9 protein-coding genes are annotated in these 16,980 nt (G+C 70.7%); 6 read left to right on the top strand and 3 right to left on the bottom strand.

Features of this window, described 5'->3' with window-relative positions; translation table 11 throughout:
• Positions 1–3: 3 nt before the first annotated feature.
• Entirely contained in the window at positions 4–1,485 is a 1,482-nt protein-coding gene (locus AOK24_RS17515) for a serine/threonine-protein kinase (RefSeq protein ID WP_276206839.1), read from the bottom strand.
• 145 nt (positions 1,486–1,630) lie between these two features.
• Between AOK24_RS17515 and AOK24_RS17520 the strand changes: the two genes are divergently transcribed.
• From AOK24_RS17520 to AOK24_RS17535, 4 genes are read left to right on the top strand one after another with little or no spacing between them, the layout of a single operon-like run.
• Entirely contained in the window at positions 1,631–3,259 is a 1,629-nt protein-coding gene (locus AOK24_RS17520; RefSeq protein ID WP_063799471.1) for a PD-(D/E)XK nuclease family protein, read from the top strand.
• A complete protein-coding gene (locus AOK24_RS17525) occupies positions 3,256–4,383 on the top strand; it encodes a pPIWI_RE_Y domain-containing protein (RefSeq protein ID WP_055721012.1) in 1,128 nt (375 codons plus the stop codon). Before AOK24_RS17520 ends, AOK24_RS17525 begins: the two co-directional genes overlap by 4 nt.
• Positions 4,376–7,993, top strand: coding sequence for a pPIWI_RE_Z domain-containing protein (locus tag AOK24_RS17530; protein WP_055721013.1), 3,618 nt, complete (start codon positions 4,376–4,378; stop codon positions 7,991–7,993). Before AOK24_RS17525 ends, AOK24_RS17530 begins: the two co-directional genes overlap by 8 nt.
• 30 nt (positions 7,994–8,023) lie before the next feature.
• The gene (locus tag AOK24_RS17535) at positions 8,024–10,981 is read left to right on the top strand and encodes a pPIWI_RE module domain-containing protein (RefSeq protein ID WP_055721014.1); all 2,958 of its coding nucleotides are present in this window, start codon (positions 8,024–8,026) and stop codon (positions 10,979–10,981) included.
• An 8-nt stretch (positions 10,982–10,989) separates the two neighbouring features.
• Here the strand turns inward: AOK24_RS17535 and AOK24_RS17540 are convergent, their stop codons facing one another.
• A complete protein-coding gene (locus AOK24_RS17540) occupies positions 10,990–11,943 on the bottom strand; it encodes a serine/threonine-protein kinase (RefSeq protein WP_055721015.1) in 954 nt (317 codons plus the stop codon).
• Between the two features lie 110 nt (positions 11,944–12,053).
• Between AOK24_RS17540 and AOK24_RS17545 the strand changes: the two genes are divergently transcribed.
• A complete protein-coding gene (locus AOK24_RS17545; RefSeq protein WP_055721016.1) occupies positions 12,054–12,446 on the top strand; it encodes a hypothetical protein in 393 nt (130 codons plus the stop codon).
• Positions 12,447–12,495: 49 nt separating this feature from the next.
• Positions 12,496–13,020, top strand: a complete 525-nt coding sequence (locus tag AOK24_RS17550; protein WP_055721017.1) for a hypothetical protein — start codon at positions 12,496–12,498, stop codon at positions 13,018–13,020.
• Positions 13,021–13,753: 733 nt separating this feature from the next.
• Here AOK24_RS17550 and AOK24_RS17555 read toward each other — a convergent pair.
• Positions 13,754–16,980, bottom strand: a 3,227-nt coding sequence (locus AOK24_RS17555; protein WP_478078769.1) for an nSTAND1 domain-containing NTPase, incomplete at its 5' end; no start/stop codon positions are given.

Consider the following 16,980-nt stretch of genomic DNA (forward strand, 5'->3'; position numbering starts at 1 on the left):
CCGCTACATGTCGGGCAACTGATCGAGGTGGGGGGCGACTTCCGCGCGGTAGCCCTTCTCCGCGAGCTCCTCGCCGACCTCGCGACAGCGACGCGCCAACGGCTCCGGCATCGGCGGGGGCAGGGCAAGAGCTCCGCGCACCGCCGACCGCCAGCCGTTGAAGGCTCCGGGGTAATCCCCTTCGCGCATCCGGCAGACGGTGATACCGAGTTCGGCTTCGAGGACGAGACGGTCCGGCGGGTCTCCCTCGTCGGCCACCTCCTCGTACAGGGCCTCGGCGTCCGCTGTCCGGCCCTCCAGGAGCGCGGCATGGGCGCATACGAGACGGGCCTCCAGCACGTCCTCCAGACGAGGTCCCCAGTCCTTGACCGCCTTGGGCAGCATGGCCTGAAGCTCGGCACACCGCACGCCCGGGCCGTCCCTCAGTTCCGCGCGAGCCAGGACGATCTGACCCGCGAACTGCTTGTGGCTGAGCCAGCCGCCGGAACGGCGGTGGGAACGCCGTGCCGCGGGACGGGGTGCGGCGGGGGTGTGAGCGCTGTCCGCCGAGGCTGTTCCCAGCCGGTGACGCTTGGTCGGGTCCGGGTACATCTCCGGATCGGGTGCGGGGTCGCCGGGTTTCGGCAGGAAGGGGCGCAGGACGTCCAGCACCTCCCCCGCACTCCGGGGCCGGTCGGCGGCGTCCTTGGCCAGCAGGTCCCAGACGAGGTCGTCGATCTCCTGCGGAATAGCCGGGTTGATGGAGCGCAGGCGCGGTGGCAGGTCCTTGAGGTGCTGGATGCTCCTGTTCCGGTCCGGCTTCTCCTCGAACGGCTGTCGGCCCGTGAGAAGTTCGAACAGGACGCACCCGAACGCGTAGAAGTCGACGACCTCGGAGAGATTCCGCTCGCCCTCCAGCTGCTCGGGAGCCATGTACCCGACGCTGCCCGGAGTGGCGCCCAGCTCGGTGTACCGGGTCGCGTAGGGGTCGGTGAGGTGGGCGATCCCGAAGTCGATCACCTTTGCCGCCCCGTCGGCGTACGCCACCATCACGTTGTGCGGCTTCAGGTCCCGGTGCACCACTCCGTTCGCATGAGCGTGCTCCAACGCCTCCGCGATGTCCACGGCGACGGAGACAGCGGCGTCGAAGGGGAAAGGTCGCCGCCGGTCCAGGAAGGAACGCAGGTCGTCCCCGTCGACGAACTCCATGACGAGGTAAGGCGCGCCGTCCAGATAGCCGCTGTGCAGCAGCCGGGTGATCCGAGGGTGGTTCAGGTCCGCGAGGATCACCCCCTCGCGCTTGAACCGCTTCGTCAACTCGATCTCGTACCGGATGCGTTCATTCTCGCTCATTCGACCGAGCGTGTACTCGTCCAGGCGCAGCTCCTTGACCGCGACCGTCCGCCCGGTCTCCGTCTCGGTCGCCTTCCAAAGCCTGCCCATACCTCCTTTGCCCAGCAGCTTCCCGACCTCATAGCGGCCGTCGAGGACATCCCCGGCTTCCACACTTCACCCCGCTCTCGATGACATAGCGTCAGCCATACTGTAGCGGGTCACCCATCACACGCGATCACTTTCTTGACTTAGTTCACAGTCATGCGTTTCCCTGGAGTCGTCGACCATCTCGCCACCACGCCCACAGGGGGTGCTCGTGTCACTCCAGCTCCCGCCGCCCCGGACCGACGGCGACATCCGGCTCATCCGCACGTCCCTCCCCCTCCTCCGCGAAGACCCTCAGGACTGCCCCCGCGGCAACGCCCTGCGCGCCCGGCCGTTCGTCCGGCAGGACACCGAGCGCTCACGGCGCAAGCCGGTCGAGGACTTCGCGCTCGGCCCTGTCATGAACGTCCTGGACGCGGTCGAGCACGAAGGAGCGGATCTGGAGGACGCACTGGTGCGGCTCCGGAGAAACAACAAGTACCACGCAGGCCACGCGAGTTGGGCGGAAACGGCAATTCGCCGTTATCTGCGGGCTCGCGACGAGCAGGAGGCGCTCCGGCGTGCGCTGGGGCGCCCGGCCACCGTGCCCGTGCGCGCCCAGTGGACCGCCGTCGCCCGGAACGACACCCCGGACGCCCGGGGTGCGACCCGCTACGAACGCACCGCTTGGGGCAGGCGATACGCCTGCGTCGACGGATCGGAGCGCGAGCTGTGGCTGCTGTCGGTCAACTCGGTCAAGGAGGACCGCACGGACGCCGAACTCGCAGAGGCTGCGGCGGTCGCCCTGAAGGGCGTGCCATCCCGCTCGGCGTTCGGCGACATCTTCCGCGAGGTCGAAGGCAGCACCGTCCGCCCTGACCGCGTCCGCGTCGTCGGCGTGGGCTGCGGCCACGGTGACCACAAGGTCCTCGCGGACTGGGACGCCGAGGAGATCGAGCGGCATTTCACCGAACAGGCCAAGCCCGTGCTGAGCCGGGTGGTGGAGGACGACCGGCTCAACCCGGGTTCCAGCTGTGTACGGTGCGAGAGCCTGACCGGCTGTGAACTGCCCCGGCGAGCACCTGGCATCCTGGGTGTGCCTGGCCCCCGCCGTCCTCGGGCGCGCCGGTCCGTCTCGACGACCGACCTACGCGTCCACGCGACCTGCCCGGCGCAGTTCCACCTCACCCGCGTACTGCATCTGAAGTCCGGCGCCCCGGAGAGCGAGCCGATCCGCAGGGGCCGGGCGGTCGACCACTGGTTGAACGTCCAGCACTCAGCGGGAAGCTGCGCCTCGACCCCTCTACCGGACACGCTCCCCGGCCTTGCCCCCGCCGAGTCGCCCACCGCGCTCGCCCTGCTCTCCGCGCACCAGCGGGACTGCCCCCTCGACGGTCTCGCGGACACGGAGCAGGTGCGGGTACAACCGCGTCTGACGCTGTACGACCCCCAGCTCGACATCGTTCTGATCGCCGACCCCGACCTGCTGTACACCTCGTCCGGCGGCTGGATCTGGCGCGAGACGAAGACCTCCGCCAAACCCCCCTGGGAGGGGCGGGAACTGATGGAGACGTACCCGCAGCTCGCCTTCGCGGCGCTGATGATGGCAGCCGGGGTGCCTGGAGGTGATCCGCGCCGGTCGTGGGTCGAACTCGAAGTCCTGTACGGGGACCGTTCCCGGTGCGAGGAGGTCGACCCCGGCGACCCGGACACCCTGGCCGAGGCCCGCCGTATCGTCGCGGGCCTCGCCGAGAGCTGGGCGGTCGACGAGGTGTACGCCCCGAAGCCCGGCGACTCCTGCTCCGGCTGCGACGTACTGGCGCACTGCTCGGCCGGCCGCAGTCACCTGGAGAACCGGTGATCGCGAGTGACTGGTCCGCGCATCGCGGCATCCCCCTGATGCGCACGCTGGCCACCGCGCTCACGATCCTCGGGGAGGCCACCGGCCCGGACGCACACCTCCTGCCGTACCACCCCGAAGTGCAGCGCGCGCTCGACCGGACGGTGCTCGCCTGCCTGGAGCGCGGAGCCGAACCGCCGGGGAGCCTGCCGGAGCTGGTCGAGTGGTGCCGTGAACGCCCCGTGGCGGACTGGCCGGTGGACCTCCCCGACGAGGCGGTCGGCCCCGACGACCTCCTGCTCGACCCGGACTCCTCCCGCCCCACCGAACTGTGCCACGAGTGGGCGGAGCAGTTCCCGGACAGCGCGACCAGACTCTACGACCGCGAGATCATCGACACCGCGCTCCGGCTGTGCCGCCAGCACGGCGAGGAGGACTCCTACACCGAGTTCCGCCGGCTCCTCGTCACCCGGCCCCTGCTCACCGCCGCGGACGAGTGGGCCGTATCCACGGACCACGTGCTCGACCCGGTGAAGGACCTCCTCGGCCTGATCTACCACCCCGTTCCCGACAGCTACCTGCGAGACGGCGCCTATACGGCCTGCGGACGCTGCCGTACGCTCCTCACCCCCCTCCAGGGCGGCGGCTGGTGGTGCGAACGTGACCGCTGCCGCCGCCGGGGCCGGCCACCGGTGGGCCGCCGGCACCCCCAGGACCAGACGGGACGGCTGCTCCAGCTGGACCGGCCGCTGCGCCAGTTCGTGACAGGCCCCGGCCAGGCCGAGGTGTCCCTGGAGGAACAGCTCCTCGCCCTCGGGCTGACGGTACGGATGTGGCCCGCCTACGACGCGTACGACATCCACATCACGTTCCCCGACGGTCATGTGTGGGCGGTCGACGTGAAGGACTGGGCCCACCCGGCATTCCTCGGCCGGGCCGCCCACCCGGTGCGCCGCGAACCCCCGTACGACGAAGCCTTCTGGGTGGTACCGCAGGACCGTGTCGACGACCGGCCGGGATATGTCGCCACCTACCAGCGCAACCGTCCGGCCGGCGCCGACCACCCCCTGCTCACCGACACCGAACTGGTCGCCCGCGCGAAGAACCGTCTCGCGCCCGGCGGGAAGAAGGCCACCGATGCGTGACCGAGACAGCTGGCACAGATCCATCACCCGCGAACTGTCCCGGCTGTGGGACGAGGTGCCGTCCGAACTGGGCAAGGTGAAACCGAGCCTGCTCTGCCAGGTGGAGCTGGCTCTGGTGGTCCTGGAACGCATCGCCCCGGACGAGCCCCCCGCCGGTGCCTACACCCTGTTCGGCGGCTACGAGTTCGCCCGGGCCCGCGGCCATGTCACCACCCCTGAACACGAGGTCACACTCACCGCGAGCCGCCATCTTCTGTGGCATCTGCGCAGGCGCCGTACCTGGCAGCTGGCGCTGGAGACCTACCAGGCTCTTCCCGACCGGTTCCGTGCCTTCGACATCCCGTCGCCCGGCGCGCCCGCCCGGCGGCGTGAGCCGTCCGTCGCCTCCGACCGTTTCGCCGTCTACGCCACCGCTCTCACCGCGCTGCCTCCGCTCGCCCGTAACCCCCTCTCTCTGGCCCCGGCAGGCCGTGCCACCTTCATCGACCGGCGGCGGCCCACGTCGGTGACTCTCCCGGAGTGGCTCAAGCCGCAGCCGGGGCCCGGCCACGAACCGGAGGCGGGACGCCCCGGCACCGGCAGGCCCCTCAGCATCAGCCGGGCCGCGCTCCTGGAGACAGCACGCTGGATGGACGCGACGGAGCAGGAGAACGAGGTGGACTCTCCCGGCCACTGGGAGAACCGCCTCGCCGAGCTGCACATCCTGCCGCGTGACCCCGACGGGCTCGGATTCTCGGCGGAGGGGGATCTGCGCCTCGACGGTCTGCTGCACCTCGCGGGCATGGTGGGCGCCGGAAAGTCCACCCTCATGACGCTGCTCGCCGTCTGGGGGGCCAGACATCAGCGCCGGCTGCGCACCACCCTCGTCGTGGGCGACGTCGCCGAACAGCTCCGGCTCACCACGTTGTTCCGTGACCTCGGACTGGCCGCCACCCCTGTGCTCGGCCTGACGACACGGGAGACCCACGTACAGCGACTGCACCGCCGCGCCGCCTCGCGCGGGAAGCCCAACCTCCTGGACCACGACGACCCGGGCTTCGACCACCTGAGCACGGTCTGCGTGCTGGACGCGCTGCGCGGCACCGAGGCCGGCGAGCCACTGCGCTTCGCCGACGCGCCGTGTACCTCGCTCCACCCGGAGAAGAAAGCCACGCAGGACGAGAAGCAGGACGACACCCTCCCCGCGCCCTACGAGCCCGGACGGCGACGTTCCGGCACGGTCGGCACCGGCTCACCGGACATCAAGGGCACCCCGCACGGCTGCCCCGCCTGGTACGTCTGTCCCCGGCACCGCGCCGCCCGTGAACTCGTCGACTCGGTGATCTGGGTCGCCAACCCGGCCAGCCTCGTGCAGTCCGCCGTGCCGCGCCACCTCGGTGACGAGCGGTTGCGCCACCTCGAACTCACCTGTCTGCGCAGCGACATCATCGTCGTGGACGAGGCCGACTCGGTGCAGATGAGGCTCGACGAGATCTTCGCGCCGTCGGCGACCCTCGTCCGCCCCGATGTCGACTCCTGGCTCGACCAGGTGCAGACGCACCGTGTCGAGGAGATCTCCCGGCAGGGCCGGCTGCCGCTCACCGACAAGGAGATCGAGCGCTGGTCCACCGCGCTCAACGTGGTCCACGCCGCGGCGGACCGCCTCTACAAGAGGCTCATCTCCGAGCCGGACCTGCACCAGTGGGTCGACATCGAGTACTTCAGCCCGTGGACCCTCCAGGAGAAGCTGATGCGTTCCTGGTTCGACGACTCCGACTCGGGGGTCCCGGACGGGGTGGCCGACGAGTCCGATCTCTACGAGGCGTACGAGGACGACCCGCCGGCACCCGAATCGCCGGGGCCTGACCAGGACACGCGCCGGGCCGAGCTGACCGGACGCTTCGACGCCTTCCGCGACGACCCCCTCGGCGGCCACGGTCCCTACGGGAACGTCACCGACGCCCTGGTACGCCTCACCCACGACCTGCTCAACACGCTGTCCCCCACGGAGACCCGGGAGCGCGTCCTGACCGTGCTGCGCCTTCTGCTCTCCGACACCCCGATGGCCGAGAAGGCCGAGGACACCGAGAACGCCGAGAATACGAGGTGGCTGGACGAGACCGCCCAGCATCTGGAGTTCATGCTGCTCCTCAGCGCCCTCGACCACCGTCTGGAGCAGCTGGTCTACCTGTGGCCGCAGGTGGAGGCGGCGCTGCGGCTCGACTCGACCGGCAACGAGTTCTCCAGGCGGCCGCCGCTCGACTACGCCCCGCTGATCCCCGAGGCCCCGATGGGCAACGTCCTGGGATTCCAGTACCTGCCCGACGACCAGGAACGCAACGCCGACGGCCAGCACAGCGGCACCCTGCGCTTCTTCCGGTGCGCCGGTGTGGGCCGCGAACTCCTGCTCGCGCTCCCCGACGTGGGAGCGGACCCGGGCTCCGGCCGCGGTGGACCGCACGTGATCCTCATGTCCGGCACGAGCTGGGCGGGCACCTCGACCCGGGCACACCTCGTCGCGCCCGTCGGCGCGGTACTCACGCCGTCGCGCCGGTCGCTGGAAGCGGTGAGCGAAACGGAGTTCACCACCCGATTCCTGTACGACGACCACGGCCGCCCGCTGAGCCTGTCGGGTACGAAGCCCAAAGCCCGGCCGACCGCGTGCAAGGCCATGGTCAAGCGGCTCGGGCAGAAAGGCCTGGGCGGCGCTCCCAGCCCGCTGGAGGACGAGCTGGCCAAGGTGACCGACCCTCGCCGCCGGCGGGCGATCCTCCTGGTCGGCAGCTACAAGGAGGCGACCCTCGCGGCGGACACCTTGCACGCGATGCCACGCTGGCACGGCCGGGTCCGGGTCCTGGCCGCCGACGACGCCGAGCTGGACGAGGCCGTCCCCGGGTCGGAGCCGCCCCCGCCGGAGGAGGAACGGGCCACCGCACTGCGCAGGGGAGATCTCGCCACGTTCGCCGAGGACCCGGAGGCAGAGATCCTGGTCGCCCCGCTGATGGCCGTGGAACGCGGTCACAACATCCTCAACTCCCAGCGCAACGCCGCCTTCGGCACAGCCCTCTTCCTGGCCAGGCCGCATCCGCGCCCCGACGACCTCACCCTCGCGGTGTTCGCGGTCAACAACTGGGCGACCCGCTTCACCCGCGACGAACCCGGCTTGGCACAGGGCACGTTCAGCAAACTGGCGATGGCGGCACCGCAGCTGGACGACGCCGGGCTCGCCTTCCGGCACGTGGCCCGCGGGGAGTGGCGACGCCTGTTGTCGCGGCGGTACATCTACTCCCGGCTGTCCCCGCCGGAGAAGAAGTCCTTCGCCTGGGACCAGCTCGTGACGATCTGGCAGGTCATCGGCCGTCTGGTGCGAGGCGGTGTGCCCGCCCGAGTGGTCTTCGTCGACGCGCGGTTCGCGCCGCGCACGGCCGAACTCCTGGCACCGGGGGCCGGTCCCGCGCAACTCCCCGACGAGGACGGTCTGCTCACCGGTCTACGGGACGTCCTCGCCCCGTACTTCGCGGACGGCACCCCGCCCTCCGACTGCCCCGACCCGGCAGACCCCGTGGTCGCCCGGCTGTTGTACGCGCCGTTGTTCAAGGCGCTGCGCACGATCACCCATCACACGGACTGACCTGCCTGTCACCCTCGGAAAGGCTTCGCCATGGCACGCCCTTACACCTCCATCCGTACCGCTGCCGCCGTTCCCGTCTCCGCCGATGCCTCCGTCGTCGAGCGGTACCGCGCGCTGCCCTTCCCCGAGGAGTGGACCGGTGCGCTGCTCAACCTGTGCAACGCGGGACGGCAGAAGCCGCTGGAGACCGTTCCCACGTTCCGCATGGACCAGGTCGTCCAGGCTCTCGCACCCGACGTCCTGGTCCGGCCCCGCCCCCGCCGCGAGGACGGCACGGACTTCTGGCTGTACGCGCCGGAGGACGTCCCCGACCCCCTGCCCGACCTGGCGCTGAAGGGGTTGCTCGGCTCCTGGCTGAAGGACCTGCGCCCCGAGCCGGAGCACCGTTCCCTGCTCGCCGAGACCCGGTCCGCACTGCTGGAGCACCCTCCCCGGTGGCAGGAGGGCGTGTCCGTGGAACTGCTGCGCCACCAGCGGCCCACCGACGGCGGTACGGCCGCTCCCGAACCACGTCAGTTCCAGCTGACCACGGACTGGCTGGCGCGCCGGATCCTCGCCCTGGAGCCCTACGACCACGGGGCCGGGCAGCTCCGCTTCCGGGCCATGCCGCGCGGTCCGCTCGACCAGGGTGCCGAACTCGTCTCCCAGGCCCTGGAGTTCCCGGGAGACCGCGGAACCCCTTCGTTCTATTCCGTCGTCCTCAACATCACGCTCCAGACAGTGCCCTTCGACCCTCTTCCGCGCTTCCACGTGCACAGCCACATCCGCCGGTACGCGACCCGGGTGAGCGCCAGGACCGAGCGGCTGTATCTGCCCTACGGTCGCCGGACCACGGTATTGCTGCGCCCCCGGGTGCCGTGGCTGCCGGGGGCTCCGGCGAGCGACCGGTTCGCGGTGGCGCGGCTCGCGTGGAGCAAGGGCGGGCACGACTGGGTGGGTGGCGGCCCTGCCGGAATGTTGCGCGGCATGTCCCTCACGGAGTCGTTCCCGGACGCCGAGGCCGTCCTGACCGATCCGACGGGATGGCTGACGAACGGCATGCGGGCAGCCGTCGTCCACAGCACGGCGATGGGCTCGCACGAGGTCGGCGCCGGCCTGATGACGAATCAGAGGTCGCGGATCGTCGAATGGGCCCTCCAGGCCCTGCCCGTGGAACTGCGCCCGGTGCCCGCGCTGGTGCGCACCCGACTGGCCGGCAGCACACCGGCCAACCCACGTCGCGAGTCCTCGAAGGAGCCGGCGAAGACGGAGGAGGAGCGTTCGCGGGCCGAGGCCCGCCGAGTAGGTACGGCGCTGGCGGTGCGCGACTTCTCCCCGCTCCGGCCTCAGGGCGAACTGCCTTCGCTGGACGCCCTGTTGCTGTGGCAGACACCCGAGATGCGGGACACGGCGATCGCCGCGCTGACCGCACATCTGGACCTCAAGGGCGACGGCGGCAGGCCGGCCTCCGCAGAGGCGTACGACGGCACCGTGACCCTGGAGTGGCAGTCTCCCGAGGTGACCGTGCGTCTGCGCTGCCATCGGCTGACCAGGTCCCTCGGCCACGACCTGGCTCTGCCCGAGGGCAACCGGCACTCTCGGGAGGCGGTCACGACCGCCCTGTGGACCCGCCGTCGGGAGACTGCCGCCTTCCTCAGGGAGAAGGGGTTCTCCTCGGCCGTGCCGACGCTCGCGCTGGTCGAGATCGACCGGGCCAAGGACTTCACGTCCGCCGACCACGATGCGAAGTTCGCGCTGCGGCTGGGATGTGCGGACGCCGGGGTCCTGACCCAGTTCATGACCGTGCCCAAGAAGGCGAAGGGCTACAACAGCGAGAAGAACAAGGAGTTCCGCGCTGCCAAGGCGTGGGACGACGGGCTGCGGCAACTGGGAGTGCGGGTCCACCCCGAGCACAGCCTCGGTGAGCAGTTGCCCGAGGACCTGCGGTACGCGGCGGTGTGGATGGTGCGCAAGAACCAGCGCAGCCGGACCCGGTGGGCCGGCCATGTGCCGGTCGCCGTGCTGGTCACTCCGGTGCCGTCCGGTGAAGGGCTCGCCCGGGTGAAGGGGTGGGACGACGTGGAGCGCAAGTGGGTCCCGTACCCCGTGATGCTGTTGCGGCTGACCAGGCAGTGCGAAGTCCCCTCGGGTCCGGTGCCGGCGCCACGGGACGGCGATGCCCTGCCCGTACGGCCGTCCTGGTGGACGGACATGAGGGAACAGCGCCAGGCCACCGAGGAGTGGCTCCAGCGGGTGCGCCGTACGCTCCGCGGCACGCCGACCTTGCTGATGGCGCACGGACAGAACATGCGCTCGCACTGGACGTGGCTCCAGGACGGCAATGCGGTGGCGGACAAGTTCCGTGACGGCCACGCCCCCGCGCGCCGGCTCGACCCGGATCTGCGCCTGGTCCGGGTGCGCACGGCACGCAACCGCGAGACCGCCCAGTGGTGGGCGGTGAACCCGGACGGGGCGAACGGTCTGGCCGCCCATCTGTGGACGGACCCGGAGGCGGACTCTCCTCGTGTGTTCTGGTCGACGACGCCGAAGGCACGCACCTTCAAACTGTCGGTGGCCGCCGACAAACTGGCACCGCGCGTCAACACCAAGGGCAACGTGACCATCGACACCGACAAGGCGGCCTGGAACCCGGGCCTGGTGGAGCTGGCCGTCCTGGGGTGCCATGAGGCCGACGGAGACGTTCCGGAGGCTCTCGCGCTGGCCGTACACCAGCTGAGGCAGGCCCCGGATCTGCCGGACGCATTGAGCCTGCCGCTGCCTCTGCATCTGGCAGGGCTGGCTCAGGAGTACGTGCTGCCGACCATGAGCGAGGACGGCGGGGACGCCGTCGACTCAGCCGTCGACGCGGACCCTGACACCTCCGCAGCGCCAGGAGTCGAAACCGCCCCCGAGCCGTTCGATGACCCGTCCATGACGCCCGGCACCCAGGAAGTGCCGTCCCCCCGGTCGAGCCCGGCCGAGGAGCGGCCCACGCCCGAGGTCCGCTGAACCGCTTCCTACCTGCCGCTCGACCACTGCCGGACAGGATGGGCGCCCGGAGCCATGGGATGGAGGAAAGGCCGACGCGGATCGGCTTCCGCCCAGGGCGCCAGGGCGTTCTCCGGTGCGCCGGGAGCAGGTGTATGTGCAGCAAGGCGCTGGTACACCCGGCCCGCGTGCTCGGGCCGATCAGCGGGCTTCTTCGCCAGGAGTTCCAGCACGAGCGTCTCGATCTCCTCCGGGACGTCAGGGCGCAGGTGTCTCAACGGCGGCGGCTCGGCCTCGGCGTGGAGACTGGGCACCGCCAGCGAGGACTCGTGTTCGAAGACCGGCCGGCCTGTGAGCATCTCGTGGATCAGGCAGCCCAGCGCATAGAGATCCGTCCGTGCGTCAACGGGGTCGCCCGTCACCTGTTCCGGTGCCATGTAGAGAAAGCTGCCGAGCCGTTCGCCAGTCGTGGTCAGTTTCTGGGCGTCGCCGTCGAGAAGTGCGGCGACACCGAAGTCGAGCACCTTGACGACACCGTCGGTTCGGATGCGCACGTTGCCGGGCTTGAGATCGCGATGAACGACCCCGCAGGCATGCGCAGCGGCCAGCACGGAGCAGATCTGGACGCCGACGGACGCCGCTTCATCGAGGACAAGCTGTTCATGCTCCGCGATGTGGTCGCCGAGATCCACCCCTTGGACGTACTGCATGACCAGGTAGTGCGTACCGGCCTCCACACCGAGGTCGTACACAGCCGCCAGCCCGGAATGGTCGAGTCCGGCCACGGCTTTGGCCTCACGCTCGAATCGCGCTGCGTCCGTGGCGATCTGCGCATCCGTCAGCCCTTTTGCCGGAATCATCGTCTTGACGGCTACGGTCCGGCCGAGGTGCTCGTCGTCCGCGAGCCAGACCTGCCCCATGCCACCGCGCCCGACAGCGCGCCGGATGCGGTAGCGCTCGGCGATGAATGCTCCGATGTCCATGCACAACAGAGTGACAGGAACCCGCGGGGCGAACCGCCCCCGCAGGTTTCGCTGTGCCTCGGCTGAGCTATGGCTTGACAAGCAAGCACTAAATAGCGCTTAATAGCTACATGCCTACTGTTGACCTTGATGATCTGACCCACAGCAAAGTGGTCTTCGCGGCCCGCGTCATGGAGTGCAGCCCCGCCGACGTGATCAGCCGCCTGGTGGAGTCGTGGAGTTCGTCCCAGGAAGTCGACAGCCCGCCCCCCGAGGTCCGAGTGCATGCCGCGTATCGCGGCGTCCGCGTCTCGGGCCTGTTCGACCCGGCGACCCGGGCCTTGACGATCACCGAGGGACCGGGCTCGGGCACCGTCCACGCCTCTCCCAGCGCAGCGGCCATGGCCGTGATCCGTGACGTGAATCCCGACCGGAACCCCAGCGTGAACGGGTGGTCCTTCTGGCATGTCACCCGCAGCGGCGAAGAACTCAAGTCGCTGCGCAGGCCGCCGAGGGCCATGTGACCAGCCGCGCCCATCACCCCCGCACCACCGTGGGAAGGAACCACGCCCCATGACCTCACCCGGCAACGCCACCCATCTGCTGATCATCAGCGCCCACGAACCCCTCGCCTGGGTTCTGGGCAGCCGGCGGATGGCCTTCCCCGCAGGCCGTATCCACTCGTCCCGCAGCCTGCGAAAAGGCGACGAGGTGCTGCTGTACACGACCCGCGGCTGTTTCAGGAATCCGACCCGGGACCTCGGCCGGGTCATCGGCCTGGCCACCGTCACCAGTGAGGTGAGCACGCTGGACGAACCGGTCACCTTTCAGGAACGCCGGTTCACAGAGGGCTGCGATCTACGCATCCACGGCCTGACGCCCTTCAGGGAGGGTGTGGTGCTCCGTGACCTCGTCGACCACCTGCAAGTGTTCCCCGAACCCCGCAGCTGGAGTGTCCGAATGCGCCGAGCCTCTCTGAAGCTGCCGGAGGCCGATGCCGCGCTCGTCAAGCGGGAGCTTCAGCCGCTGCTCAAGCCGTACGGCTCCGTCGTGGCCGACTACGCTTTCCCGCGCCTGGTAACGCACGAGAGCAGCTGACACACCGTCGACGGGTTCTCGCAGGGGGTACCTTGCCTGGGTGTTGGACAAGAGCGAGTCTCGTACCAGCCCAGGTGACCGCTTTGACAGGGCCGGCGGTGGGGCGCGTTCGGCGGCGAGCAGGCCGCAGCAGCGCGACGGCCCCCGTGTCATCCTCTATCCATCAGGGCAAGGCCCCGGGCGTCAGGGCGAATGTACGGGACGCCGCCACCGTACGAAGCGGCATCACGTCCCTCGACGCGGAAGCTGTGGTGGCGGGCCGTCAGGACCCGGGCGGCCTCTGCGAGTCGGTGCCGCAGCTCGGCGCCCCGGCGGCAAGGCCCTCCTCAAGCAGCAGCATCCGCACTGGAGTTGGGCACAACTCAATTGGGCGTTGATGGGTTCGACGAAACCGACGGCGGGCCTGAACCCGAACCGGCAGGGCGGCGGCTGTGTCCCCGACCCGCCGAACTCGCCACCGTCCGGGTGGGGCCGGGGAGTTCGGCGAAGAACGGAACGGCGGGGTGGTCGCCTTCGGCAGGCTCGCGAGCGGGGGGCTACGGCTGCGACATCCGCGCTGCCCCAACGCCTCCCCGGCACCAGGACGCTGTACCTCTCCACGTCGGAGGGCGCGAACTGGCCCCTCTGGGGCAGTTCGCGCCGAAGCCGGACGCGGGCGGCAGGACGCGCACGAACGTGTCCAGGGTGACCGCCCGGCAGGCGTACGTCGGCAAGCCGCCCGGCGGGCGGTTCGTCAGCCGGTGAGCCGGGCGCACTGCCGGAGCACCGGCTCCAGCCGGAGCTGTCCGTCCTCCCTGTCGAAGACCTGCAACGCGTCGAGGCAGGCGAGGACCCAGTGCGCCTCCTCCTCGTCGTCCGTCTGGCAGACGAGGGCGGTCAGCACGGCCTCGGTGTCGGCCGGATCGTCACCGAGGCCCGCGTCCACGGCGTGGTAGCCCGCCGCGAGGGCGGGATCGGCCAGGACGCCCGTCGCGGTCACGAAGTCGCGGGCCCACGAGCGGTCCGTGAGGAGGCCGGACAGGCGCTCCAACACCTCGTCGGCGTCGCGGAGTTCGCCGTACAGATGGTGTGCTCGGTCGACGAGGAGCGGCCAGCCGCCCGTACGGGCGTACAGCCGGTCGGCGGTGGTGCACGTCTCCGCCCACTGGCGCTGGGCCCAGTCGCGCAGGCCGCGGCGGTCGTGGCGGCGCAGGACCACGGGGACGGCCGAGGTGCGCTCCTCGCCCATGAGCAGGGGGCGCCACAGGGCGAGGTGGGCGGCGTCGGTGACGATCACCACCGAGCGGGTCACGCCGGGGGTGACGGGGACCAGGCTGTCGGCGTGGTCGACGGCCGCGCGGCAGGCTTCCGGTTTCACCGGTTCCCTGCGGCCCCTGCTGTTCTCGTGCCAGGCCAGGTCGTCGACGACCACGCGCCGCTCACCGGGGCTGCCGCCCGTGAGGGCCTGCTTGAACGCCGCGGGCCTGCCGACCGGCGGCAGCACCCAGCCGTCGATGCGGCCGGTGACCGTGTGCAGGGTGTGGCTCACCTCGGCGATCCCCGTGGCGGGCGTACCGAGCACGACCCTCGTCTGGTTCGCCCGCCGCCCGAGCAGGTCGTCGAGCTGGGCGACGGTGAGCGGGGCGAGACGGCCGTCGGACAGCTCCGGCCTGCCCTCCAGGACGATGCTCTCCTTCAGCTCGCAGTCCTGCTCGGCCCGCATCAGCCGGTCGTCGACCCGGTGGGAGCCGCCGATCATGCGCAGCGCGTTGGGTCCGCGCAGGTGCCAGCCCTGGCCGTCGTTGTTGGGGGCCAGGACGCCCAGGCCGACCATCTCCGAGAGGTAGGCGCGGAAGCCCTCCGTGTCGAGCTGCCGGAACCCCGCCCGCCAGTACGTCTCGCACTCCTCGCGCAGTTCGGCGTCGCTGAGCCGGGTCTCCAGGCCGTGGTGGTGGGCCTGGTGGGCGAGGACGTTGGCGATCACGTCGTACCGGTGGTCGAGCGCCAGCGTGTCGTTGAACGCCACCGAGATGCGGTCCTTCAGGCCGGTGTCCGCCTCCACGGTCTCGACGTCAGCGGCCTCCACGGCGTACGGAGGTCCCTCCGCGCCGCGCCGCCGCTTGCGGTGCATCACCTCCACCAGGCGGTGGCCGAACATCTGGAGCAGGAACGGCTGGTACGAGCAGTGGCCCAGCACCCGGTTGACCAGGTCCACGCTCGCGAACTCGAAGCCGAGCGCCCGCATCGGCCCGACCAGCAGGTCGGCCGCGTGCTGCGGGGCCAGCGGGCCGATCACCGTGGGCGTCTGCGCGAGGTGCCCGAACGGGCCGTTGCTCGCGAGCTTGGCGAACCGCTGCACCGAGTGCAGTCCGGCGAAGACGACCTTGGCGCGGTCCTTGGTGCCGGAGCCGAGGCCCTTCAGCAGCTTCGTCTGCTCGAAGCGGGGGGCGTCCGCCTCGAAGAACTGGTCGCACTCGTCGAGGAGGATCAGCAGGCCGCGGCGGGAGTCCCCGTCGAGCCAGGCCCTGATCCCCTCCCGGACCTGTTCCTGCGGCTTTTCCGTGGTGTGCCTGGCCGATCGACGGCCCTTCGGCGGCCGGTCCGGGAGCACTCCGGCCCTGGTCAGGACCCGGTTCAGGACGCTCCAGAGGGCCTCCGGGCCGAGCGCTGTGCCCTTGCCGATGTTCTCGTGGTCCAGGTTGACGTGCACCGACTGGTGGTAGCCCGGGCGCTGTTCCTCGAACCGCTCCCCCGCGTCACTGAGCAGCGCCGACTTGCCGAGGCCCCGGCCGCCGAAGATGACCTGGGTGCCGCGCGGGTCGAGGATGCTGCGGCGTTCCGCGTCCCGGCCGTAGAACATCTCCGCGCCGATCTGGCCTCGCTTCTCGCTGATGTACGGGTTGACGCCGGAGAAGGGCAGCAGGATGCGCGTCGTCGTGGCGGCCTGCCGGTTTCCGCGCGCCGCGAGGTACGCCAGGGCCGCGTCGTCCACGACCAGCAGCGGCTGGAGCCGGCTCGTGCCCGCCGCGAGTTCCGCGCGGGCGTCTCGGCCGAGGACGCCGAAGCAGACGACGACCAGCGCCGAGCCGCTGGGGTCCTGCGCGGCCCGGCTCATGACCACCTCAGCGGGCGGGCGGCCCCACAGCACCAGCACCCTCAGGCTGCCGCCCCGCTCCTTGATCTGCGAGCCGAACGCGGGCGCCTCCGCCCGGCCGTTGACCTCCACGCCGATCGCGTCGTAGAAGCGGTACTCGCGTCTGTCCGGGGACAGGTTCTCCTGGAGGCGGGCGTTCTTCGCGTCGTACCCGAGCAGCTTCAGCGCGGACAGCACCTGCTGGCGTACCGGGGCGTTGTTGCGCTCCTTCCGTTCCGCCGCCCCCACCTCCCGCCACTCCTCCAGCGCGTTCGCCGCTAGCGCTGCCTCGTCGGGCGAGAGGTGCCCGTAGTCGAGGACCGGGAGGGCGGGGTGGCGTCCCCCTGAGCGGACCATCCGGACTAGTTCCTCGTCGATCCCCTTCGGCAGGCCATCCGGCACGGCCGGGAAGAACTCCGTCAAGTGGCACTCCCCCGCGTCGATCTCCGGGACGTCCTCGCCGATCTCCAGGAAGTAGACGAGGTCTGCGGCCGTCGCCAGTTCCCCCGCGTCCAGGTGACGCAGGATCTGGGGGCGTCTGGCGTGGTCCAGTCCTGCTGCGTCCAGGCGGGCGCGGATGCGGGCGGTTGCCTCGCGGCGGTAGGCGGGGAGGCGGTCGCGGACTGTGTCTAGGTCTTGGCGTACGTCCAGGAGGTCGGGGCGGGGTAGGTCGTCTAGGCGGGTGCGGGCTGCGTCCAGTAGTTCCTGTAGTTCCAGGTCCTGGTCGTCCGTCACCGCGCCGTCGGCCTGGGCTCGGCGGAGTTCGGCGGTGAGTTCGTCGCGGCGGGCGGTGAGTGCTGCGTGCCTAGCGGTCTCCAGGGCGTCGATCTCTGCGTGGGTGGGGGTGG

Origin of the sequence: Streptomyces niveiscabiei, assembly GCF_001419795.1 — a bacterium.
Lineage (GTDB): Bacteria > Actinomycetota > Actinomycetes > Streptomycetales > Streptomycetaceae > Streptomyces > Streptomyces niveiscabiei.

Excerpts from the sequence above, each read along its gene's own strand:
- AOK24_RS17530 (WP_055721013.1), top strand. The coding sequence starts at position 4,376 with ATGCGTGACCGAGACAGCTGGCACAGATCCATCACCCGCGAACTGTCC.
- AOK24_RS17535 (WP_055721014.1), top strand. The coding sequence starts at position 8,024 with ATGGCACGCCCTTACACCTCCATCCGTACCGCTGCCGCCGTTCCCGTC.
- AOK24_RS17540 (WP_055721015.1), bottom strand. The coding sequence starts at position 11,943 with ATGGACATCGGAGCATTCATCGCCGAGCGCTACCGCATCCGGCGCGCT.
- AOK24_RS17545 (WP_055721016.1), top strand. The coding sequence starts at position 12,054 with ATGCCTACTGTTGACCTTGATGATCTGACCCACAGCAAAGTGGTCTTC.
- AOK24_RS17550 (WP_055721017.1), top strand. The coding sequence starts at position 12,496 with ATGACCTCACCCGGCAACGCCACCCATCTGCTGATCATCAGCGCCCAC.